The following is a 23,643-nucleotide window of genomic DNA, read 5'->3' on the forward strand; positions in this document are numbered from 1 at the left end:
CGGTATGGTCCAAGGCCGGATTGCGAAATTGGGCCAGACGGCGAAGCCGGATCAGCGCGCTTTTTGGAAGGAAGACTTCTCAGTGCTTTCCTTGATCAGCCGGTCGATATGCATGCGGATATGCGCCGCCTCGGCCGCGGTGTTGGCCAGGGCGATGGCGCGGTCGAAGGCGACACGCGCCTCGTCATTGCGCCCAAGCTGCATCAGCAGCCCGCCCCTCAGCCCGAAGAAGTGGAAATAGCCCGACAGCCGCTCTTCCAGCGGCTCGATCATGGCAAGTGCGGCTTCCGGGCCGCGCATCTTGCTGACCGCGACCGCGCGGTTCAGCGTCACAACGGGCGAGGGCTGCATCTGCTCCAGCAGACCGTAGAGCAGGTCGATCTCGGTCCAGTCTGTATCTTCCGCCGTCGCCGCCCGCGCATGCAGCGCCGCGATCGCCGCCTGAACCTGGTAGGGGCCGGGCTTGCGGTGGCGCAGCGCCTTGTCGACCAGCGCCAGGCCCTCGTCGATCATCTTGCGGCTCCATAACGAGCGGTCCTGGTCCTCGAGCAGGACGATCTCGCCATTCTCGTCGAAACGCGCCGGCGCCCGCGCGTGCTGCAGCAGAAGCAGCGCGGTCAGCCCCATGATCTCCGGCTCGGCCTGGAAGAGCCTGAGCAGCAGACGGGCAAGCCGGATCGCCTCCTCGCAGAGCGGCGCGCGGGCTGGCGCCTCGCCGCCATTGGTCGAATAGCCTTCGTTGAAGATCAGATAGATCATCGCGGCGACAGCGGCGAGCCGCTCCGAGCGCTCGACCGCGCCCGGCGTCTCGAACGGCACGCCGGCGTCGGCAATGCGCGCCTTGGCGCGGGTGATGCGCTGTTCCATGGCGCTCTCGCCGACCAGAAAGGCGCGCGCGATCTGCTTGACGGTGAGGCCGGACACGATGCGCAGCGCCACCGCGATCTGCTGCGTCGCCGGCAGATCCGGATGGCAGCAGATGAACAGAAGCCGCAGGATATCGTCGCGATAATGCGCGCCGTCCAGCCGCTCGGCCATATCGCCTTCGGCATCCTCGAGATCGGAAATCTGGTCCTCTTCCGGCATCGGCGCCTGCTTGGCGCGCTTGCGCACGGCGTCGATGCCGCTGTTGCGTCCGACGAAGATCAGCCAAGCGACGGGATCGCGCGGCGGACCGTTCTTCGGCCAGTTCTTGAGTGCCCTCAGGCAAGCATCCTGGAAAGCCTCCTCCGCGGCGTCGAGGTCGCGGAAGTAGCGCAGCAGCGCGCCCATCGCCTGCGGACGGGCGTTGCTGATTGCGGTGCTTATCCAGGCAAGCTCCGTCATACCGCTACCTTTGTCGGATTGAAGATCGAAACCGGCCGGATCTCGTAGGAGCCGCCGCTTGGATTGACCTCGGAAAGCTCGCGCGCGAATTCGACGGCTTCGTCGAGATCGTCGCATTCGAGCGTGTAGAAGCCGAGGAACTGTTCCTTGGTTTCGGCGAACGGGCCGTCCAGCACGACCGCCTCGCCCTTGACCTTTCTCAGCGTGGTCGCCGCGGTCGTCGGCAGAAGGCGCGCCACGGGGCCGAGCCGGCCCGCCTTGGCGTATTTGTCCTGCACGTTGAGGAGCTTTGCCATGACCTCGTCGTCCTGTTCCTTGCTCCAGGAGCAGACGACGTCTTCGGAAGCGTAGCAGAGGATGGCGTAGAGCATGGTGCGTCCTTTCCGCATCAAAGGACGCGACACTAGGACCCTTCCCGACACAAGGTCGATAAAAAAAATTATCGAGGGATCCCGGACTTGGCTGCCTTCGCGCCTGCCTGTCAGGCGCCGCGCGCCTGCAGCCATCTGAGCACCAGCGTTTCTTCCTCGTCGAGGCCGGATATCCGGCGTTTGCGCTTGTTGGCTCCGGCCATTTCGTCAAGCAAGCGCCCTTTGCTCCATGCCTCGAACACCAGCGGATGGATGTAGCATTTGCGGCAGACGGCACGGGTATTGCCCAACCGTTCGGCGACCTTGTCGACGACACTGTTGATCATCCGTTTTTGCTGCGTCTTGCTTTCCGGCAGCTCGGTCCCGGCAAACAGCGACGCCGCATGGATCGTGCCGCCCCAGGTGCGGAAATGCTTTGAGCTGAAATCGGCGCCGGATGCCTCGCGAATGTAGCGGTTGACGTCCTCCGAGCGCACCGGGCACCGGTCGCCATTCTCATCGAGATATTGGAACAGCTTCTGCCCGGGCAGGTCCTGGGCGCCGCGCACGATCTTGGCGATGCGGCGATCGACCAGCTTCAGCTTCCATTCCTTGCCCGACTTGCCCTTGAACGCGAAGCGCAGGCTGGAGCCCGTGATCTCGACATGGCGGTCGCGCAGCGTGGTCAGCCCGAAACTCTTGTTGTCCCGCGCATAGGCGGCGTTGCCGATGCGGATAAGGGTGTTGTCGAGCAACCAGACCACCGAGGCGACGACGCGCTCCATGGGCAGACCGTGGCGGCGCAGGTCCGCATCGATCTGCAGCCGCAGCGCGGGCAGGCCTTCGGCGAAGGCGACGAGGCTGGAATATTTGACGCCGTCGCGCTCCTCGGTCCATTGCGGGTGATAACGGTACTGTTTGCGGCCGCGCTGATCCCGGCCTGTCGCCTGGATATGGCCGTCCGGATCGGGCGAGATCCACACATCCGTCCAGGCCGGCGGAATGACGATCGCCTTGATGCGGGCAAGGGTCTGCGCGCTGACCGCGCGTCCGTTCGGACCGGCATAGGAAAATCCCTTGCCTTTTCTCAATCGTCGGACGCCGGGATCGGCATCGCTCACATAGCTGAGCGACGCGCGCTCGGCCGAATCTTGCGCACCGTTCCTTCGAGTCTCCTCGTTCCGCGTTGAACGGTCCGAGGACAATTGTGAATGCTGCAACATGCCGGCTCCGCGAATTATCCGTAGATAAAGCCGCTCGCCGATGACTGGTTCCGGATGCAAACGGCAGCGCACATCATCGACGCCGTCGCGTCAGGCTGCCACCGGGATGACGTCGACCGCCTGCTCGCCGACTTGACCACCGGTCGTTTTCAAGACGCCGACGATCGGCGCAACGTCGGAATAGTCGCGGCCGTAGCCGACGGTGATATGGTCGTTGCTCGCCCGCATGCCGTTGGTCGGGTCGAACTCCTGCCAGCCGGCGTCGCGTCCGCACCAGGCCTTGACCCAGGCATGCATGGCGTCCGCGCCTTCAAGCCGCGGCTTGCCCTTCGGCGGGATCGTGCGCAGGAAGCCGCTGACATAGCCGGCCGGGATGCCAAGCCCGCGCAGGCCGGCGATCATGATATGCGAGAAATCCTGACAGACGCCGCGTTTCAGCGCAAAGGCGTCGCTGGCCCGGGTCTGCACGGTCGTCGCCTTGCCGTCATAGGTGAAGTCGCGATGAATGCGGTTGCAGAGATCGACCGCCGTGGCGACGGTTGACCCCGACAAACTGTCCCGCGCATAGGCCGTGATTGCCGCGTCGATGCCTACATGATCGCTGGCAGCGAGGAAATGATGCGGCGCGGACGGCGAGAGTGAGCGCACCAGATCCAGCTCCGACCTCAGCCCGTTTATATCGGGCGAGACATCGAGACCCGGCTCGGGCCGCGAGACCGAAACGCGCGCGCTCATTCGGATGTCGAGCGTCTCATGCGCGTCGCGAAAGGCGATCGATGTGACGTTGTTGCCGAAGAAATCGGAAAAATCGGCACGTTCGGCCGGCGACGGCTGGAAGGACAGCGAGGCCGCGATCACGCGCTGCACGCCGGCGATCGTCTGCGGCATGACGCGCACCTGGTGCCGTCCGCCGCCGGCGGCGGCGGCATAGTCGTAATGCAGATGGAGTTTGATGTCGTAGTGCATTAAAGCAATTCCAGCAAAAGTGCGCAGTGGTTTTGCGTCCGGAATTGCGCAAAAACAAAGAGATAGAGCATTGGAGGCGATCCTTTTCGCTGGAAATGCTCTAACCGAAATAGCCTCTGGCGAGGCTGTTGTAGAGAGCGCCGATCTGGCCGGCCAAGTCGTCGAGCACCTTGGCGCTCATATCCGACGGCTCCATGACGGCGATTGCCGTGTTGAGCTGCAGGATTTCCTTGGCGGCGGGCGACATATGCCCCTCGCCGCCGATCGAAGGCAGCATGGCGATCTCGGCCTTCAGCCGCTCGAGCTGGAACAGGATCGAGCGTGGGTTGAGCGGGTCGAGCGCGAGCAGGTCGATCACCGTGCGCCGCCCGGCCTGCACCGGATACTGCCGGCGATGGGTCATGACGCTGTCGCCGATCTCCAGCATCATGTCGAGCGCCCCTTCCGGCGCCCCATTCCTTGTCAGCCGGCTGAGCGTGCCGGCGATCTGGATGCCGCGCTCCAGCCTGCGGCCGATCTCCAGGAAGCGCCAGCCGGTGAAGCGGTACATGTTCTCGTGCAGCAGGCCGGAAAAGCCGGCGAGCTTGCGCAGCATCACCGTCATCGCCCGCGTCGCGTCGTCTCCGGGCGCGACCGTCTCCGCGAATTTGTGGATGGTCTTCGACAGATCCTTCAGCGCCAGCCAGCCGTCGGGAGAGAAGCGGTCGCGAATCTGGCCGGCGCTGTAGACCGCGCTGTCCAAAGTGCCGATCAACCCTGGCGGTATCGCCGTTTCGGCCTCGATGCCGAACGGCTCGAGATAGTCCCTGATATCGGCGAGCAGCGGCATGTCCGGATCGGAGGTCTCGGCAAGCCGCACGTGATAGGCGCGCAGCACGCGCACCGTATCTTCGGAGCGCTCGATATAGCGCCCGAGCCAGGTCAGGTTCTCCGCTGCGCGGCTGGGCAGGCTGCCCGGCATGGTGCGCGTGAATCCGTCATGCTCCTGCGGCAAGAGCGTCTCGCGCTCGACCGGCCTGTCGCTGACCACCCAGACATCGGCCGCCTGGCCGCCGCGCTGCATGGCGATCGCCGTCGGGTCGAGCGAGAAGCCGACGCGGGCGAAGCCGCCGGGCATCACCGTCCAGCCTTCCGGTGTGCGCGCCAGATAGACGCGCAGACTGGCGGGGCGCGGCTCAAGCACACCGCCGACGAACACCGGCGTGGTCGAGAGTGTCACCGCTTCCTGGCCGACAAAGCCGGCGCCGTCGGCTTCGATCCGCGCGACAAGCTCCGCCCGTTCCCCCGCCGAAAGCGCCGAACCGAGGCTGGTCGCGCCATCGTCCTCGAAGGCGAGCCGCGTCGACAGCGCCGGGCCGACCACCATATGGTCGATGTTGGCAAGCACGTGGTCGCGTTCGTTCTGCTGCCCGCACCACCAAGTGGCAACGTTCGGCAACGACAGATCTTCAGCTTGCAGTTCCCGCGCGATCCTGGGCAGGAAGGAAAGCAAGGCCCGCGTTTCCACCAGGCCGGAACCCAGCGCATTGACAGCCGAAACGGCGCCGCGCCGGATCGCCTCGACCAGCCCGGGCGTGCCGATCTGCGAGTCCGGCCTGAGCTCCAGCGGATCGGCGAAGGCCGCGTCGAGCCGCCGCCACAGGACGCCGATCGGCAGCAGGCCTGAAACCGTTCGCACCATCAGCCTGCCGCCGGATACGGTCAGGTCCTCGCCTTCGAGCAGCATGATGCCGAGATAGCGGGCGATATAGGCATGCTCGTAATAGGTTTCGTTGAGTGGTCCCGGCGTCAGGATGGCGACACGGCCGCCCGATTCCCTCGCCATGCCGTTCAGCGCATCGCGGAAACGGCGGAAGAAGCCGGCCAGCCGATGCACATGCATCTCGCCATAGATATCCGACAGCGCGCGCGTGGTGGCGACGCGGTTCTCCAGCGCGAAGCCGGCGCCGGACGGCGCCTGGGCGCGATCGCCCAGCACCCACCAGCGCCCGTCCGGGCCACGGCCGAGCTCGAAGGCGACCATATGCAGGAAATGCCCGCTGGCCGGCCGGACGCCTGCGACGGGGCGCAGATATTCGGAGCTCGCCGCGATCAGCCCGGCAGGCAGGATCCCCTTCTCGATCAGCCGGTTCGGCCCATAGATGTCGGCCAGGATGGCCTCGAACAGGTCGGCGCGCTGGACGAGGCCGGCACTGATCTCGGCCCATTCCTTCTCGTCGATCAGCAGCGGGACATGCGCGAGCGGCCATTCCCGCTCATTGGCCCCTGCCTGCTCATAGACGCGGTAATAGACGCCGGCGTCGCGCAGATACTGGTCGGCGCGGGCAAACCGCTGCCCAAGCCGTTCCGCGCCCAGATCGTCGAGCGCGTCGATGAAGAAGCGCCAGGCCGGACGCGGGCTGCCCGACGCGTCGACCATCTCGTCGACGACGCCTTCGATCGGCCGGTAGCGCTCCAGCAGGCCCTGCGCCCGCGGCCTGCCGCCTGCCCGTCTCTGATTCCCCTTGGCCATTGTCGATCAGAATCTCGCCGGCCGCCTGAGGTCAAGGGTCATGGGAAACTCTTCAGAAGCTTCTTCGTTACGCAGCACATAACCGCCCGGCGTATGACCGCGCGGTTCGAATCGGGCAAGCCGCCGCGCTTCGGCCTCGTTGCCGTTGACCGGGAAGGTGTCATAGCTGCGCCCGCCCGGATGCGCGACATGGTAGACACAGCCGCCGACCGCGCGGCCTGACCAGCGATCATAGATGTCGAAGACCAGCGGCGTGTTGACCGGCAGCGCCGGATGCAGGCCGGAGGCCGGCTGCCAGGCCTTGAAGCGCACGCCAGCCACCGCGGCCTCGCGGTTGTCTGTGACTTTCATCGGCACGATGCGGCCGTTGCAGACGATGGCGTGGCGCTCCGGATTGAGGCCTTCGGTCCGCACCTGCAGTCGCTCGACCGAGGAGTCGACAAACCGGACAGTGCCGCCGATGGCGCCCTGCTCGCCCATCACGTGCCAGGGCTCCAGCGCCTGCCGCAATTCCAGCTTGACGCCGGCTTGGCTTACCTCGCCGCAGAACGGGAAGCGGAATTCGAGCTGGGCCGCGAACCATTCGGGGCGGAAGTCGAAGCCGTTCAGCTTCAAATCCTCCAGCACGTCGAGGAAATCCGCCCAGACATGATGCGGCAGCATGAAGCGGTCGTGCAGCGAGGTGCCCCAGCGCGCGAAACGGCCGTCGAGCGGGTTCTTCCAGGCGCGCGCGATGATGGCGCGGACCAGCAATTGCTGCGCGAGCGACATGCGCGCATTGGGCGGCATCTCAAAACCGCGGAACTCGACCAGCCCCAGCCGCCCGGTAGGCCCATCCGGCGAGAACAATTTGTCGATGCAGATTTCCGAACGATGCGTGTTGCCGGTGACATCGGTCAAAAGGTTGCGGAACAGCCGGTCGACCAGCCACGGCAAAGGCGCCGCGCCCTTGTCGGGATACGGCACCTGCGCCAACGCGATTTCCAGCTCATAAAGTGAATCGTGCCGCGCTTCGTCGATGCGCGGCGCCTGGCTGGTCGGGCCGATGAACAGGCCGGAAAACAGGTAGGACAGGGACGGGTGCCGCTGCCATTGCAGCACCAGGCTCTTCAACAGGTCCGGCCGGCGCAGGAACGGGCTGTCGTTCGGCGTCGCGCCGCCAACCACGACATGGTTGCCGCCGCCGGTGCCGGTGTGGCGTCCGTCGATCATGAACTTGTCGGTGCCGAGCCGCGACTGCCGCGCCTCCTCATAGATTGCCGTGGTCGTCGCCACGCAATCCCGCCAGTTGGCGGCTGGGTGGATGTTGACCTCGATGACGCCCGGGTCGGGCGCGACGCGGATGACGTTGAGGCGCGGATCCTGCGGCGGGGCGTAACCCTCGATATGCACCGGCAGGCCGATGGTCTTGGCCGCGTTCTCGGCCGCCGCCACCAGTTCGAGATAGTCTTCCAGCGCCTCGACCGGCGGCATGAACACGCACAGCCGCCCGTCGCGTGGCTCGACCGAAAGCGCGGTGCGCACCGCGCCACCGATCTCCGTGATCTCCTGCTCGACGCGATCCTGCTGGCCGGTCGCGGCGGTGAAGGACACGGCCTGCTGGCGGCGCGCCATTTCGTCGGCGCCTTCAGGCTCCGCCGTGGCGGCCCCCGGCAAGATAGCCTCGCGCGCCGGCAGCGGCCCACGCGGCAGCGACGGATCGACCGGCACAATATAGGGGAACTGCGCCGGCGGCACGTAAGGCAGCGTGCCGAGCGGCAGGCGGTAGCCGACCGGGGAATCGCCCGGCACCAGGAACAGGCGGCCGCGCCGCGTCTTCCATTTCTCCGAGCGCCAGCGCTGTCCGGCGGCCTGGCTGTTCCAGCGCTGCACCGGCAGCACGTAGCCCGACGGCTTGGTCAGCCCGCGCTCGAAGACGCGCGCCATGCGGCTGCGCTCTTCCGGGTCTTCCAGCTTGGAATTGGACGGATCGACATTGTCCGGCAGCTTGCCTTCCTTGAGCAGCCATTCGCCAGGATCCTCATAGGCCTCGCTGACCATCGCCCTGTCGATGCCGAGCTCGCCGGCGATCGCCTTGAGCAGGCTCTCGGCCTGCTGCGGCCCGACCTTCGCGTCACTCTTTTCGCGTGCGATCAGCGACGGGTCGCTCCATACCGGCTCACCGTCGGCGCGCCAGTAGAGCGAGAAGGTCCAGCGCGGCAGGCTCTCGCCCGGATACCACTTGCCCTGGCCGTAATGCAGGAAGCCGCCCGGCGCGAAGCGCTCGCGCAGCCGGCGGATGAGCTGGTCCGCCTTGTCGCGTTTGGATGGACCGACGGCCGCCGTGTTCCATTCCGCGGATTCGAAATCGTCGATCGACACGAAGGTCGGCTCGCCGCCCATGGTGAGCCGCACGTCGCCGTCTTTCAGCACCGCGTCAACCTTTTCGCCCAATCGATCGAGCGCCTGCCAGCTTTCGTCCGAGAATGGCTTGGTGATGCGCGGATGCTCGGCGATGCGGTCGACGCGCATGTCGAAGCCGAATTCGACATTGGCGAAGCTCGCCATGCCGGAAATCGGCGCGGCGTTGCGAAAATGCGGCGTTGCGGCGAGCGGCACATGGCTTTCTCCGGTGAGCAGGCCGGAAGTCGGGTCGAAACCGATCCAGCCGGCGCCCGGAATATAAACCTCGCACCAGGCATGCAGGTCGGTGAAGTCGACAGCGGTTCCCGGCGGTCCGTCGAGCGAGACGAGATCGGGCTTCAACTGGATCAGATAGCCGGAGACGAAGCGCGCGGCGACGCCCAGATTGCGCAGTATCTGCACCAGGAGCCAGCTCGAATCCCGGCACGAGCCCTTGCCGGCGGCCAACGTCTCCTCGGGCGAATAAACACCCGTCTCCATGCGCACGATATAGGCGACCTCGCGCTGCAGCCTTGCATTGAGGTCGACGAGGAAATTGACGGTGTTTGCCGGGCTGCGGTCGATTGTCCGAAGGAATGCCGACAACAGCGGCCCGGTCGGCTCCGGTTTCCGGTAGATGGCGAGGTCTTCCCTGATCTCTTCCGGATAATCGAACGGAAAGGTCTCGGCGCTCTCCTCGACGAAGAAGTCGAACGGATTGTAGACCGTCATGTCGGCGACGAGGTCGACCTCGATCTTCAGTTCCGTCACCGGCTCCGGAAAGACGAAGCGGGCGAGGAAGTTGCCGTAGGGATCCTGCTGCAAGTTGACGAAGTGGTTTGCCGGCTCGACCTTCAGCGAATGGCTGAGCACCTTGGTGCGCGAATGCGGCGCCGGCTGCAGCCTGATCACCTGGGGACCGAGCACCACCGGCCGGTCATATTTGTAATGGGTCAGGTGATGGACGGCTGCCAGAATTGCCATGGTGCCCCGGAGCTCGGCGTTTCAGTCGCCGAACCCTGGCATAAATGCTGGCCATTCTCCAAGCAGAGATGTTGCGCTGCACCTAATTTAAGCAGCGTTGCCAGCTTAGAAAAACGCCTGGATACCCGTCTGCGCCCTTCCGAGGATCAGCGCATGCACGTCATGCGTGCCCTCATAGGTATTGACCGTCTCCAGGTTCTGCGCGTGGCGCATCACATGGTAGCCGATCTGGATGCCGTTGCCGCCATGCATGTCGCGCGCCTGACGGGCGATATCGAGCGCCTTGCCGCAATTGTTGCGCTTGACGATCGAGATCATCTCCGGCGCCATCTTGCCTTCGTCCATCAGCCGGCCGACGCGCAACGAGCCCTGCAGGCCGAGCGCGATCTCGGTCTGCATATCGGCGAGTTTCTTCTGGAACAGCTGCGTGCCGGCAAGCGGCTTGCCGAACTGTTTTCTGTCGAGGCCGTATTGCCGCGCCCGGTGCCAGCAATCCTCGGCGGCGCCCATCGCGCCCCAGGAGATGCCGTAGCGTGCCCGGTTGAGGCAGCCGAACGGACCGCCGAGGCCCTTGGCGTTGGGCAGCAGCGCTTCCTCGCCGACCTCGACGCCTTCCATCACCACTTCGCCGGTGATCGAGGCGCGGAGGCTGAGCTTGCCGCCGATCTTCGGCGCGGAAAGCCCTTTCAGGCCCTTTTCCAACACGAAGCCGCGGATCTCGTCCTTGCCGTTATCGCCCTTCAGCTTCGCCCAGACGACGAACACGTCGGCGATCGGCGCGTTGGATATCCACATCTTGGAGCCGGAGAGCCTGTAGCCATTCGCGGTCTTCTCGGCGCGCGTCTTCATGCCGCCCGGATCGGAGCCGGCATCCGGCTCGGTGAGGCCGAAGCAGCCGATCCACTCGCCCGACGCTAGCTTCGGCAGGTATTTCTTGCGCTGCGCTTCCGAGCCATAGGCATGGATCGGATACATGACCAGCGAGGACTGCACGCTCATCATCGAGCGATAACCCGAGTCGACGCGTTCAACTTCCCGCGCGACCAATCCGTAGGTCACGTATCCGGCGCCAAGCCCGCCATACTCTTCCGGAATGGTGATGCCGAGCAGGCCCGCCTCGCCCATCTCGCGGAAGATCGACGGATCGGTCTTCTCGTCGGCATAGGCTTCCTCGATGCGCGGCGCCAGCTTGTCGGCGGCGAAGGCGGCAGCGCCGTCGCGCACCATGCGCTCGTCCTCGGAAAGCTGGTCCTCGATGAGGAAAGGATCGTTCCACACGAAGGCATTCTTCTCGGCGGCCATGACTCGCTCCCGGTATTTTTTGATGTGCCCGGCTTATCCGCCCGTGCCAGCGAAAAATCAAACAAAATTGCATCACGGATCAATGAGCGTTAGTAATAGATCATGAGTGTCCAGCGCCGCCTTCTACCCAATACCGCCGCTCTTGCCGCCTTCGAGGCAGTGGCGCGTCTTGGCTCCTTCACCGCAGCCGCCCGCGAACTCGATCTGACGCAAGGTGCCATCAGCCGGCAGATCAGCTTGTTGGAAGAGCAGTTCGGCCGTCGGCTTTTCGAACGCGACAGCCGCAATGTCCGGCTATCGGCCGCGGGCGAGATCTATGCCGAAGCGGTGCGCTCGGCGCTTGGCCAGTTGCGCGACGCAGCACTTGGATTGATGAGCAATCGGCATAGCGGTGTCCTCAATGTTGCGATCCTGCCAACCTTCGGCACGCGCTGGCTGATGCCGCTGATCCCGGATTTCGTCGCCCGCCACCCGGACATCATCATCAACTTCGCCACCCGCATCGGACGGTTCGATTTCGCCCGCGAACGCTTGGACGCCGCGATTCATCACGGCATGCCGGACTGGCCGGAGGCAGACTGCACGCTTTTGGTGCGCGAAACCGTGATGCCTGTGGTTTCGCCCGAATTCCTGGCCAGCCGCGCCATCGCCAAGCCGGCCGATATCGGCCGCACGCCGCTGCTGCATATGGCAACGCGCCCCGGCGCCTGGAGCGAATGGTTCGAGCATGAGGGGCTCGAGGCGCCGACCGGTCCCGGCATGCAGTTCGAGCAGTTCGGCACCGTCGCCCAAGCCTGCATGGCCGGGCTCGGCGTCGCGCTGTTGCCGGAAATCCTGATCGCCGGCGAACTGCAGCGCGGCCAGCTGGTGCCAGCGCCAGGCCGGCCGATGCAAAGCCGCAGCGCCTATTATCTCGTCGTGCCGCACGACAAGCGCGGCTATCCGCCGGTCGCCAGCTTTCGCGACTGGCTGTTGGGTCAGATCGGCAAGGAGCCGGCTGTCCTGGCGTGGTAGCTACTTGCGCTTCATCGCCTCGGCCAATGCCGCGCCGAACGCGCCCTGCGCCGGCCGTTCCGGCTGCCGCTGCGGCACCGGCGAACGCGGTGGCGATTTGCCGCCGCCATTGTCGCGTGGGCCTCTCGGCGCTCCGCCCTCGCCCCCATCCTTGCGCATCGATAGCGCGATGCGCTTGCGCTTGATGTCGACATCGACGACGCGCACTTTCACCACGTCGCCAGCCTTGACCACCTCATGCGCGTCCTTGATGAAACGGTCGGCCAATTGCGAGACGTGCACCAGACCGTCCTGGTGCACGCCGATGTCGACGAAGGCGCCGAAGGCCGCGACATTGGTGACGGTGCCTTCCAGCAGCATGCCGGGCTTCAAATCCTTGATGTCGTCGACGCCTTCCGCGAAGGTCGCGGTCTTGAAGCCTGGGCGCGGGTCGCGTCCGGGTTTTTCCAGCTCGGCGATGATATCGCGCACCGTCGGCAAGCCGAAGCGCTCGTCGACGAAGACGCGCGGGTCGAGCGCCTTGAGCGCTGCGCTGTCGCCCATCAGGGCGCGCACGTCGCGGCCGCAGGCGGCAACGATCTTCTTGGCAACCCCATAGGCTTCCGGGTGAACCGACGAGGCGTCGAGCGGCTCGCTGCCATTGGCAATACGCAGGAAGCCGGCGGATTGTTCGAACGCGCGAGGTCCGAGCCGCGCCACCTTGAGCAGGTCCTTGCGGTTGGCAAACGGCCCGGTCGTGTCGCGATGCGCGACGATCGCTTCAGCAAGCGATGGGCCAAGGCCTGAAACGCGTGCCAGCAGCGGCGCCGACGCCGTATTGAGGTCGACGCCGACGGCGTTCACCGCGTCCTCGACCACCGCTTCCAGGGAACGGCCGAGCCGGTATTGGTCGACATCGTGCTGATATTGGCCGACGCCGATCGACTTCGGCTCGATCTTGACCAACTCGGCCAACGGATCCTGCAGGCGCCTGGCGATGGACACCGCGCCGCGCAGCGAGACATCCAGGCCCGGGAATTCCGCCGCTGCCGTGGCCGAAGCGGAATAGACCGAGGCGCCGGCCTCGCTGACGATGACCTTGAGCGGCTTCGGTCCGGCACCGGCCGGCAGGTCCGCCAGCATGTCGGCAACCAGCTTTTCGGTCTCGCGGCTGCCGGTGCCGTTGCCGATCGAGATCAGCTCCACCTTGTGCTGGCGGATGAGGGCGGCAAGTTCGGCCTGCGTGCCGCGCACGTCGTTCTTCGGCGGGAACGGATAGACAGTCGTTGTCGCCACCAGCTTGCCGGTGCCGTCGACAACCGCCACCTTGACCCCGGTGCGGATGCCTGGGTCGAGCCCCATGGTCGGCCGCGAGCCGGCGGGCGCGGCCAGCAGCAGGTCCTTCAGGTTGCGGGCAAAGACATGGATCGCCTCTTCCTCGGCCCGCTCGCGCAGGTCGCGCATCAGATCGAGCGTCAGATGCAGCGACAGTTTTATCCGCCATGTCCAGCCGGCCACGTCCATCAGCCATTTGTCGCCGGGCCGGCTGCCGCCGATCGCATAGGCATTGGCGATCATGCGCTCGACCGGCTTGACCGGCGATTGATCGTCGGCATCGACCTCGATGTCGAGCGACAGCACTTCCTCGTTGCGACCGCGCAGCATCGCCAGGGCGCGGTGGCTTGGCACATTCGCCCAGCGCTCGACATGGTCGAAATAGTCGGAGAATTTAGCGCCCGCTTCCTGCTTGCCGTCGACGACTTTTGCGCGCAGGAAGGCGCGTTCCTTCATATAGGCGCGCAGCTTGCCGACCAGATCGGCATTTTCGGCGAACTGCTCCGACAGGATGTCGCGCGCGCCTTCGAGCGCCGCCTTGGCGTCGGCCACCTCGTCCGTGACATAGGCGAGCGCAAGCTCGGCCGGCACCGCCGAACGGTCGGCCAGGATCGCCTCGGCGAGCGGCCCAAGCCCACGCTCCTTGGCGATTTCAGCCTTGGTGCGCCGCTTCGGCTTATAGGGCAGATAGATGTCCTCGAGCTCCGCCTTTGTGGCGGCCGCGGCGATCTTGGCTTCCAGCTCCTCGGTCAGCTTGCCCTGCTCTCGGATCGAGCTGACGATCGTCTCGCGCCGTGCGTCGAGCTCGCGCAGATAGCCGAGCCGCTCGGAAAGGTCGCGCAATTGGGTGTCGTCGAGCCCGCCGGTGACCTCCTTGCGGTAACGCGCCACGAACGGCACCGTCGCGCCCTCGTCGAGCAGCCCGATTGCCGCCGCGGCCTGCTCCGGCCGCGCGCCGATCTCGGCCGCGATGATTGCTGCGATGCGCTTGATGTCCGATGCCATGCTGGTTCCTGCAGAAAAGAGCGGCGACCATAGGCCGGGATGCCGGCCGCGCCAACCGCGCCGGCTTCATCCAGCAAGGAAGGTCCACAGGAAAGACGCTGAGCCCGGCCGCCAGGCCGGATCAAGCTATTCGGCTCAACGCCGCGAGGAATGCCACAATGTCCTCGTCCAGCTTGTCGTCCACTGGCTCCGGCTGCGACGACATCTTGGCGATGACCACTTCCGCCTTCGGATTGACGTAGAGCCACTGGCCGTGGATGCCGATGCCGCAGAAGGCGCCGCTGTCATTGCCGGTCTGGTACCATTTGTTGCGGTAGCGCCCCTTCGGGAACAGGAACGCCATCGTGCCGCGCTGCCAGGCTTCATGGCTGCCGCCGGTGGCGACCGTGTCGCGCACCCAGGCTTCCGGGACGATGCGGCGGCCGTTCACCGTGCCGCCCTGCCGCATCATCTCGCCGATACGGGCAAGGTCGCGCGGCGTCATCGACATGCCGCCGGCGGTGCGCGCCGTGCCTTCCATGTCGACCGTCACCGACATTTCGCTTGCGGCACCGAGCGGCTGCCACAGTTTTTCGCTGAGCAATTGGCTGACGCGCATGCCGGAAGCGCGCTCGACCAGGATGCCGAGCACATCGGAATTGGGTGAGCGGTAGCGATAGGTCTGCCCGTGCGGCTCGGCAAGGCGCTGGATCGTCATCAGGAACGCCGCGAGGCTCTCCGACCCGCCGCCGGGGTTCCACAACGTCGAGCGGCGGTAGCGGGCGAAAGCGCTCTCCGGATCGAGATAGGCTTCCTCGAAATCGAGGCTGACCGTCATGTCGAGCACGTTGCGCGCGCTGGCATCGCCATAGGCCGAGCCCCTGGCTTCGGGAATGTATTCTGTAACCGGCGCGCTGGGGTCGAACACTCCTTCGCCCTCCAATATGCCCGCCAGGATCGCCGTCACCGACTTGCTGATCGAAAAGATGATGTGGCGGGCTCCGAACGGCATATGCGGCGCCGACCAGTCGCCGACCAGCTTGCCCGCCTTGAGGATCGTCAGCCCGTCCGTGTCGGAACGCTTCAGGAAGCTCTCGACGGTTTCGCTGCCGCCGGCGAGCGGTATCTTTTCCTCAAGCAATGCGCCGAGCGATTTCGCCTGCTCCTCGCCGCGGGGCGCCGCCGCGACATGCGCGCTTGGCACCAGTTCGCCGACATTCTGGAAGGACCATCGGTTGAACGGTGCCAGCCGCCAGGTTTCGAGCCGCACATCCTTGCGGGCAAAGCCGTACTGGGCCTCGAACGCGGTCTTGCCGGTCATGACACTCTCCCGGATTTTACTTGCGGTTTCAGGCCAGAGCGGCGGCGATGGCGTGCACCGCCTTCTGCGTCGCCACCGAATAGGCGGAGTTGACGAAATCCGGATAGGTCGAAAGCTTCACCACGACCATCCTGTGTTCCCAGCTCATATGGATCAATTGGCCGAACACGCCGCGGCACATCAGCGAGCGCGAGCGCGAATCCTCGATCCAGAACTGGTTGCGGTAGCTGCCGTCCGGCAGGCTCGGGCTGAAATTCGGCCCATGCTTGCCGATGCGCGTCGTCTCGATCCACTCGGCCGGGATCACGCCGCCGCCATTGTCGAGGATCAGTTGTCCGAAGCGGCCATAGTCGCGCAGCGTCGCGTTGAAGCCGCCATCGGCCAGCGCGTAGCCGGCGCTGTCGACGGTGAAGCAGGCGCTCTCGTCGGCGCCGAGCTTCTGCCAGAGTTCTTCCGAGACGAGCTGCGCCAGGCGCTTGCCGCTCACCCGTTCCATGATGAAGGCGAGCACGTCGGTCTCGATCGAACGGTATTCGAAGGCCTCGCCATGCGGGCGCACTCTGCCCTTCAGCCGCAGGATCAGCTCGAACAGGTGCGACGGCCACGCGAAGTCCGGATCGCTGCCCGGCGGGATCGGCTTCCAGCCGGTCGCGACATCGACCTGGCCGATCTCGGAATATCGGTCGGTGTATTCCTCGGAAAAGCGCACGCCCGTCGTCATGTCGAGCACGTGCTGCACGGTGGCGCCGCCCCAGCCGGTCTCGCCGAGTTCCGGCAGATAATCGGTGACCAGCTTGCCCGGATCGATCAGGCCGCGCCCGACCAGGATGCCGCACACCGCGCCGGTGACCGACTTCGCCATCGATTGCGACAGATGCAGCGTGCGCTCGTCCATGCCGTTGAAATAGCGCTCATAGGCGATCTTGCCGTCCTTCAGCACCAGGAAACCGTCGGCATAGGTTTCGTCGAGCAAGCCGGCGAGCGTCGTCGGCGCTCCGTTGCTGTCGCCCACCGGCAGGTCGTCGAGATCCACCTCCGCGCGCTCGAGGCGATGGCGATGGCCGCTGCCGCGCCAGACCTCGACCGTCGGCAGGAATTCGCGGATGTGCTGGAAGGCCCAGCGGTTCCACGGCGGCCGGTCCCAATCGAGCTTCGGCGGCACCAGCTTCGGCGGCGAGCCATGCATGATCGGCGGCCGCGGCTCGGAGTTGCGATAAGACGTCATAGTGTCCTCCCGGCAGACACAAGAAAGGGAGGCCGGAGCCTCCCCTCCTTCATGCGTTCCGGCAAAATTATTTGCGCAGGTTGGTCCAGATCTTGTTGTAGATCTCCACCACGTCCGGCGAGCACGGCGGCACGAATTCCGGCGTCGGCGAGCCGGCCGGAGGGCTGATTTCCGGCGAGTTGGCGAATTCCGTAGGCAGGAATTTGTGGCTGCCGGCGATGCCATTGTCGTAGCCGGCGAACTCCGAGATCAACGCCGCGTTTTCGGGCGCCATGACGAAGTCCTGGAACAGCTTGGCGTTGTCGAGGTTCTTGGCGCCCTTCAGCACCGCGACATTGTCCATCCAGCCTTCGATGCCTTCCTTCGGATAGGCGTACTTGATCGCCGGTATCTTCTGGCGCGAGCGGTAGCTGGCGCCGTTCCACTGCTCCGACACGATGACGTCGCCGGAGGTGATCTTGGTGATGGTATCATAGCTGAAGGTCTTCCACGACGGCTTGGCGGCCATCAGTATGTCGTTGACCTTCTTCAGGTTGGCCTTGTCGGCGCCGCAGCGCGGCACGCCGGCATAGCGCTCGGCCGCGTGCATGACGGTGTTGACGTCGTCGAGCACATTGATCTGGCCCTTGAGCTCGTCCGGCGGGTTGAACAGGATCGCCAGCGTATTGATGTCGCCCTTGAACTTGTCCATGTTGACCGAGAACGCCGTCGTGCCGAACTGCCACGGCGCGGTGTAGTGCCGGCCGGAGTCCCAATAGACGTCGACGAAGCGCGGATCGATGTTCTTGCCGTTCGGCATCGCGTTGGGCTCGGTCTTTTCGAGCAGGCCCTCTTCGACCATGATCTTCACGGTGTAGTCCGACGGCACGACGATGTCGTAACCGGAATTGCCGGCACGCACCTTGGACAGCATGGTTTCGTTGGAATCGTAGTCGTCCAGCGTCACCTTGACATTGTACTGCTTCTCGAACTTTTCGATCAGCTTCGGGTTGGTGTAGTCGCCCCAGTTGTAGATATGCAGTTCGCCGTCGGCGAGCGCTGGCACTGCCGATAGCAGAACGGCCGCGGAAACGGCCGCCATCAGTTTTGCAGACATTTTATGTTCTCCTTGCCTTCCCATTGTTGTGTTGGAGCCCGTGGTCATTTTGCGCGCCGTCGCGCGATCAGGAACGAGACCGAGACGAACAGGATCGACACCAGGAGCAGGATGGTGGAGATGGCGTTGATCTCGGGCGTCATCGGTCGTCGGATCTGGTTCCAGATATAGAGGGGCAGCGTCGTCTGGCCGGGGCCGGCGACGAGCTGCGTGATGGTGAAATCGTCGAAGGAAACGATGAAGGCAAGTGCCGCGCCCGACATGATGCCGGGGACCAGCAGCGGTAGCGTGATGCGCCTGAACGCATTCCACGGCGTCGCATAGAGGTCCGCCGCCGCATATTCCAGCGTCAGGTCCATGTCCTCCAGCCGCGCCCTGATCGGCATATAGGCGAAGGGGATGCAGAACACGGTGTGGGCGAGGATCAGATTGCCGATGCCGAAATTGAGCCCGAGCGTGCCGGCGATCAACGCGAAGAAGGAAAGCGTCGCCACCGCCGTGATGATCTCCGGCACCATCAGCGGCAGGTTGATGACCATGAAAGCGGCCGCCAAGCCGCGCCACGGTTTCACCCGCGTCATGCCGATGGCTGCAAGCGTCGCGCAGATCGTCGAAACGATCGTCGCGGTCACCGAGATGATCAGCGTGTTGCGCGCCGCGCTGTGGAACTCCTCGTTGCGCAGCGCGCTGCCGTACCAGTTGAGCGTGACGCCTTCCCAATGCGTGACCAGCGAGCCGCTGTTGAACGAGAAGATCATCAGGATCAGCACCGGCACGTAGAGCACCAGCAGGCAGATGATGGCGATCGAGCGGAAGCCCGGCTGGTCCTTGATGTCCATGACGCGGGGCTCAGCCATGCTGCACTTTCCCCGACGTGTTGCGGACATAGAAGAACAGCGCGACCAGCACCGCCGCCATCAGGATCAGCGCCTGCGCGCAGCCGAGCGGCCAGTTGCGCCCCGAGCCGAATTGCTGCGCGATGAGATCGCCGATCATCAGGTGCACGCCGCCGCCCAGGATCAGCGGCGTCACATAGGCGCCGAGCGCCGGGATGAAGACGAGCAGGCAGCCGGCGATGATGCCGGGCTTCGACATCGGGATGATCACCCGCCACAGCACCTGCCGGCGCGTCGCGTAAAGATCATACGCGGCTTCGATCAGCCGGAAGTCGAGTTTCTCCAGGCTCGAATAGAGCGGCAGCACCATGAACGGCAGGAAGGCGTAGAGCAGGCCAAGCTGGATGGCGAAATTGGTGTAGAGCATCGTGATCGGCTTATCGATCACGCCGAGCGCCAGCAGCGCGTTGTTGATCAGGCCCTCGTCGCGGATGATGAACATGATCGCCAGCGTGCGGACCAGAAGGTTCGACCAGAACGGGATGGTGATCAGAAGCACCCACCAGTTGCGCTGCGCCGGCGGCCGGGTGGCCATGAAATAGGCGGTCGGGAAACCGAGCAGCAGGCAGATCACCGTCGTCACCACCGCGAACAGGAAGGAGCGCAGGTAGATGATCAGGAAATCCGACGTGAACTGCAGCGTGTCGTCGAAAATGTCCCGTTGGAACAGGAAGTTCAGATAGGCATCGGTCGAGAACTGCCACTGCACGCCGCCATAGGGCGCGGCGACCAGGAACGAATAGACGCAGATGATGAGGAGCGGCAGCACGCCGAATATGCCGATGATGATCAGCGCTGGCAGCGACAGCAGCCGGTTGCGCCGCGCGCTGGTTTTCACCGCCTGGGCTTCGAACAACGCGGCGTTGGAGAGCGTGGTCGGGGAGAGCGTGGCTGTCGTCATCAGTCTTTCAGGACGCGGGCGGCGTCCTCCTCGAACTGGATGCCGACCTTCGCGCCGGTCTCGTAGGTGACCGGCGCCGAGCGGCTGTTCTGGTGGCGCACGATGAAGTTCTCGCCGCCGTCGAGCTTGACATGATAATGCGTGTCGGTGCCGAAATAGACGATGTTGGAGAGCGTCCCGGCGACCGTGCCCTTGGCCGGATCGGGTACCAGGTCGGCGTGCTCGGGCCGCACCACCAGCGTCACCTCGCCGGTCGGATCGAAGCCTTCCGGATAGCCCGCGGCGATCGTCGCGTTGCTGGCGAACTTGACCGTCGCCACGCCGGGCTTTTTCGACACCACAGTGCCAGGCAGGAAATTGGTTTCGCCGATGAAGTCGGCAACGAAGCGTTCGGCCGGCCGGTCGTAGATGTCGCGCGGCGTGCCGACCTGCAGGATCTTGCCGGCCGACATGACCGCAATGCGGTCGGACATGGTCAGCGCTTCTTCCTGGTCATGGGTGACGAAGATGAAGGTGATGCCGGTTTCGTTCTGCAGCCGCTTCAATTCGATCTGCATTTCCTTGCGCAGCTTGTAGTCCAGAGCAGAAAGCGGCTCGTCGAGCAAAAGCACCTTCGGCTGCGGCGCCAGCGCCCGGGCCAGCGCCACGCGCTGCTGCTGGCCGCCCGAAATCTGGCTGGTGCGGCGCGCCTTCAGCGCCTCCATCTTGACCAGCTTCAGCATCTGGGCGACGCGCGCTTCGGTCTCTCCTTTCGGCTTGCCGAGCATTTCCAGCCCGAAGCCGATATTCTGCGCCACCGTCATGTGCGGGAAGAGCGCGTAGCTTTGGAAGACAGTGTTGACCGGGCGCTTGAAGGGCGGCAGCGGCGCGATGTCGCGCCCGTGCAGCAGTATCTCGCCGGCGGTCGGGAAATCGAAGCCGGCAATCAATCTCAGCAGCGTCGTCTTTCCGCATCCGGACGGGCCGAGCAAAGTGAAAAACTCGTTTTCGCGGATCGACACCGACACCGTGTCGAGAGCGGCTACCTGGTTTTCGCCGGTGCCAAAGACCTTGCGAACACCGCGAACTTCAATCGCGTTCTTACCCGGTTGTTCCGGCACGATTACCCCATTGAGAGAGCCTGCTCTTGTCGGCAGGTGTGTTCCTGTTTGATTGTCACCACAAGCCGGTCGGCTTGGCAACTGCGGAGCAGTGACTCGATCCGAGTCCCTATTCAATTAAGCAATTCCTATGCCATCGTTAGGCTTGGTAGGTGATCTTGCCCCCGCAGATGGTGGTCACCGGACGCACGGTGTGCAGCGCTTCCGGCGCGGTCGCCTCGATATCAGCCGACAAAACGACGATATCGGCGAGATATCCGGTTTTGAGGCGACCCTTGCGATCTTCCATGAACTCCGCATAGGCGCCCTCGACGGTGTAGCCCTCGATTGCTTCCTGCAAGGAGAAGCTCTGGTCCGGCATGCCTTCTGCCCAAGGCTTGCGCATCACTGCCGCCTGGATGGACAGGATCGGATCGACCGGCGAAACCGGCCAGTCGGACGCGAACACGACGCGCGCGCCGGCATTTTTCAGCGTGCGCCAGGCATAGCTCAGCGCCCACTTGTCGCGGCCGATGCGCGAGATCGTCGGCTCCATCGGGAAGTTCAGCGCGCCCGGCGGATGCGCCGGCTGCATCGACGCCAGAACGCCGAGTTCGGCGAAGCGCGGCACGTCGGAGGCCGTGATCACCTCGATATGCTCGATGCGATGGCGGCTGTCGCGCCTGCCGTTCTTCTTCAGCGCCGCCTGGTAGCCGTCGAGCACCGCCCTCACCGCGCCGTCGCCGATCGAATGCACGGCGATCTGCAGGCCGCGCCTGTCGGTCTCGACCGCCACTTCGGCGAAATGCTCCGGCGAAAACAGTGGTTCGCCGCGCCATCCGGGACGGTCGGCATAGTCGTCGACCATCACCGCCGTCCAGGAATCCAGCACGCCGTCATAGAAGACCTTGACCATGCCGGACGACAGCCATTCCGAATTGTAGCTCGCGGCCATCCGCGAGGCTTTTTCCAGCATGTCCAGCTTCATGAAATTCTTGAAGTGGAACGGGATCTTGGTGCGGCAAAGCAGCCGTCCCTCTTTTTCCAGCCCGGCCAGCAGCTCGAGCTGGTAGAGATTGCCGTCCATGTTCTGGATCGAGGTGATGCCATGCTTGGCGCACCATTCAAGGCCGCGATGCATCAGGTCGCGATCGGCCGCCAGTTCCTTCGCCGAAGGATAAGGATCCGGCTCGGCGCCCTCGAGGCCAAGCCGCGTCCGGTTTGCCCCGTAATGGTCGAGGAGCGGCCCGAAGGCCTCGCCTTCGCGCAGCTCGCCCGCGGCAAGTCCGTCGGCGCCCATGACGATCTCGTTGCCCTGTCCGACCAGCCTGCCCTGCAGCAGCCCGGCCTCTTCCAGCGCCTTGGTGTTCGCCCACATCGTGTGGTGGTCCGAAGCCGACATGGCGAAGGGACGGTCGGGAATGATGCGGTCGAGATCGTGGCGCGTCACCGGCTCCGGCAGGATCGCGTAGTCGACGCCGGCCCCGATCAGGAGCCTGGCGTCCGGGCGCCTGGCGGCGAAATCCTGGATCGCATCGCGCAGCGCGTCGAAGCCGTGCACGCCCGCCAGATGCAGGTTATCGAGCTCGGCCGCGCCGCCGAAGAGATGCATATGCGCTTCGATGAAGCCTGGCAGGACGGAGCCGCCCTGGGCGTCGACAACCTTTGTCGCCGGCCCCTTGAGCTCTTCGATGGAAGCGCGGTCGCCGATGGCAATTATGACGCCGTCCTTGACGGCAACAGCCTCGGCGGCGGGATTGTCATCGTCCATGGTCAGCACTCGGCCGTTGACGACCACCAGATCCGCACCACCATCCGCAACCGACATCGCGACTCCACATTTTGCTGAGGGATCGACAACGCCACGTCCGACGAGCCGCCGCTCCACCGGGCGACGCCGTGAACAAAAGCCGATGCCGATGCGCCGTCTTCGAAATTCCCCTTGTTATCGTGGAAGACAGCGTGGATAAAGAATGCGACTGTTTATTCGCGTTTGTCAACAGCCGGAATCTGGAATGTATAGTGGACTGCACCGCGCGCCGATGGTGAGGCCGAGCGGGGAACGGGGGCAACGAGCAGTGAAGCGCAGTCTCGACCGCAAGACCAAGATAGCGCTCGAACCGCGCAAGCAGCCGCGGCAGCAACGGTCAAGCAAGGTGGTCGACAGGATTCTCGACGCGGCGCTGATCCTGACGCGCGAGCAAGGAACCAGAACGCCGACGACGCTCGCCATCGCGCAGCGCGCGGGCTTGTCGGTCGGTTCGGTTTATCAGTACTTTCCCAACAAGGAGGCCATTCTTCTGGACCTGGCCCGGCGCTGGCTGTCGTCTTTTCCTGAGGTCATCCAGAAGCGCATCGACGTCCCCCGGCCAACCGACCGCGACGAATTTCGGCGCGAAGTGCGCAAGCTCTTCATCGACACGTCCAGGCTCTATCTCGACAACGCCACGTTGATGCCGGTGATCGAGGCCATATCCGGCAATGCCGACCTGAGGCCGATCCAGGACGAATATGACAAGGAGATCATCGCCCTCTACGCCGCCTGGCTGCAGCATGTGAATCCGGCTCTCGAAGACAAGATCGCCAGCCGGCTCGGCGTGCTGATGATGGAAGTCGGCCATGTCTGCCGGCTTGTCGGGCTGAAGAAGGACCGCAGGACATTCGACCTCATCGAGGACGATGTGGAGGCCATGTGGCTCGCTCTGGTGACCCCCCATCTCAATCTCGACTGAATTTCGCACCTCCAACTGATTTCGCACTTCCAGGGG

Annotated in this window: 17 protein-coding genes; 2 read left to right on the top strand and 15 right to left on the bottom strand. The window is 64.7% G+C overall.

The window, feature by feature from the left end:
* Window positions 1–51: 51 nt before the first annotated feature.
* The 7 genes from FJ417_RS13480 to FJ417_RS13510 form a co-directional block, all read right to left on the bottom strand.
* Window positions 52–1,326 carry an RNA polymerase sigma factor gene (locus FJ417_RS13480; protein WP_140783797.1) on the bottom strand — a complete coding sequence of 425 codons (1,275 nt, stop codon included), beginning with the start codon at window positions 1,324–1,326 and terminating at the stop codon, window positions 52–54.
* A complete protein-coding gene (locus FJ417_RS13485; RefSeq protein WP_140783798.1) occupies window positions 1,323–1,697 on the bottom strand; it encodes a YciI family protein in 375 nt (124 codons plus the stop codon). The genes FJ417_RS13480 and FJ417_RS13485 overlap by 4 nt, the downstream gene beginning before the upstream one ends.
* 110 nt (window positions 1,698–1,807) lie before the next feature.
* Window positions 1,808–2,899, bottom strand: coding sequence for a DNA topoisomerase IB (locus tag FJ417_RS13490; RefSeq protein WP_140783799.1), 1,092 nt, complete (start codon window positions 2,897–2,899; stop codon window positions 1,808–1,810).
* Between the two features lie 90 nt (window positions 2,900–2,989).
* Window positions 2,990–3,865: a transglutaminase family protein gene (locus FJ417_RS13495; RefSeq protein ID WP_140783800.1), complete on the bottom strand. Its 876-nt coding sequence runs from the start codon at window positions 3,863–3,865 to the stop codon at window positions 2,990–2,992.
* Between the two features lie 100 nt (window positions 3,866–3,965).
* Complete coding sequence (locus tag FJ417_RS13500) at window positions 3,966–6,377, bottom strand: circularly permuted type 2 ATP-grasp protein (RefSeq protein ID WP_140783801.1); 2,412 nt, start codon at window positions 6,375–6,377, stop codon at window positions 3,966–3,968.
* 6 nt (window positions 6,378–6,383) lie between these two features.
* The gene (locus FJ417_RS13505) at window positions 6,384–9,743 is read right to left on the bottom strand and encodes a transglutaminase family protein (protein WP_140783802.1); all 3,360 of its coding nucleotides are present in this window, start codon (window positions 9,741–9,743) and stop codon (window positions 6,384–6,386) included.
* A gap of 105 nt (window positions 9,744–9,848) precedes the next feature.
* Window positions 9,849–11,045, bottom strand: a complete 1,197-nt coding sequence (locus FJ417_RS13510) for an acyl-CoA dehydrogenase (protein WP_140783803.1) — start codon at window positions 11,043–11,045, stop codon at window positions 9,849–9,851.
* A 102-nt stretch (window positions 11,046–11,147) separates the two neighbouring features.
* Between FJ417_RS13510 and FJ417_RS13515 the strand changes: the two genes are divergently transcribed.
* Window positions 11,148–12,059: a LysR family transcriptional regulator gene (locus tag FJ417_RS13515; protein WP_140783804.1), complete on the top strand. Its 912-nt coding sequence runs from the start codon at window positions 11,148–11,150 to the stop codon at window positions 12,057–12,059.
* Here the strand turns inward: FJ417_RS13515 and FJ417_RS13520 are convergent, their stop codons facing one another.
* The 8 genes from FJ417_RS13520 to FJ417_RS13555 form a co-directional block, all read right to left on the bottom strand.
* On the bottom strand, window positions 12,060–14,378 hold the full coding sequence (locus FJ417_RS13520; protein WP_140783805.1) for a Tex family protein: 2,319 nt from the start codon (window positions 14,376–14,378) through the stop codon (window positions 12,060–12,062). It abuts the gene before it with no gap.
* Window positions 14,379–14,499: 121 nt separating this feature from the next.
* Window positions 14,500–15,678, bottom strand: coding sequence for a serine hydrolase (locus FJ417_RS13525; RefSeq protein WP_140783806.1), 1,179 nt, complete (start codon window positions 15,676–15,678; stop codon window positions 14,500–14,502).
* 28 nt (window positions 15,679–15,706) lie between these two features.
* A complete protein-coding gene (locus tag FJ417_RS13530) occupies window positions 15,707–16,903 on the bottom strand; it encodes a serine hydrolase (RefSeq protein WP_140783807.1) in 1,197 nt (398 codons plus the stop codon).
* A gap of 67 nt (window positions 16,904–16,970) precedes the next feature.
* A complete protein-coding gene (locus FJ417_RS13535; protein WP_181167048.1) occupies window positions 16,971–17,999 on the bottom strand; it encodes an extracellular solute-binding protein in 1,029 nt (342 codons plus the stop codon).
* 44 nt (window positions 18,000–18,043) lie between these two features.
* Window positions 18,044–18,856: an ABC transporter permease gene (locus tag FJ417_RS13540; RefSeq protein ID WP_140653184.1), complete on the bottom strand. Its 813-nt coding sequence runs from the start codon at window positions 18,854–18,856 to the stop codon at window positions 18,044–18,046.
* Window positions 18,849–19,796 carry an ABC transporter permease gene (locus FJ417_RS13545; RefSeq protein WP_140653182.1) on the bottom strand — a complete coding sequence of 316 codons (948 nt, stop codon included), beginning with the start codon at window positions 19,794–19,796 and terminating at the stop codon, window positions 18,849–18,851. The genes FJ417_RS13540 and FJ417_RS13545 overlap by 8 nt, the downstream gene beginning before the upstream one ends.
* Window positions 19,796–20,896, bottom strand: a complete 1,101-nt coding sequence (locus tag FJ417_RS13550) for an ABC transporter ATP-binding protein (protein ID WP_140648102.1) — start codon at window positions 20,894–20,896, stop codon at window positions 19,796–19,798. Before FJ417_RS13550 ends, FJ417_RS13545 begins: the two co-directional genes overlap by 1 nt.
* Window positions 20,897–21,035: 139 nt before the next feature.
* Window positions 21,036–22,703 carry an amidohydrolase gene (locus FJ417_RS13555; RefSeq protein ID WP_140783808.1) on the bottom strand — a complete coding sequence of 556 codons (1,668 nt, stop codon included), beginning with the start codon at window positions 22,701–22,703 and terminating at the stop codon, window positions 21,036–21,038.
* A 250-nt stretch (window positions 22,704–22,953) separates the two neighbouring features.
* Between FJ417_RS13555 and FJ417_RS13560 the strand changes: the two genes are divergently transcribed.
* The gene (locus tag FJ417_RS13560; RefSeq protein ID WP_140783809.1) at window positions 22,954–23,607 is read left to right on the top strand and encodes a TetR/AcrR family transcriptional regulator; all 654 of its coding nucleotides are present in this window, start codon (window positions 22,954–22,956) and stop codon (window positions 23,605–23,607) included.
* The last annotated feature ends 36 nt before the right edge of the window (window positions 23,608–23,643 follow it).

Source organism: Mesorhizobium sp. B3-1-7 (assembly GCF_006439385.1).
Taxonomy (GTDB): Bacteria; Pseudomonadota; Alphaproteobacteria; order Rhizobiales; family Rhizobiaceae; genus Mesorhizobium.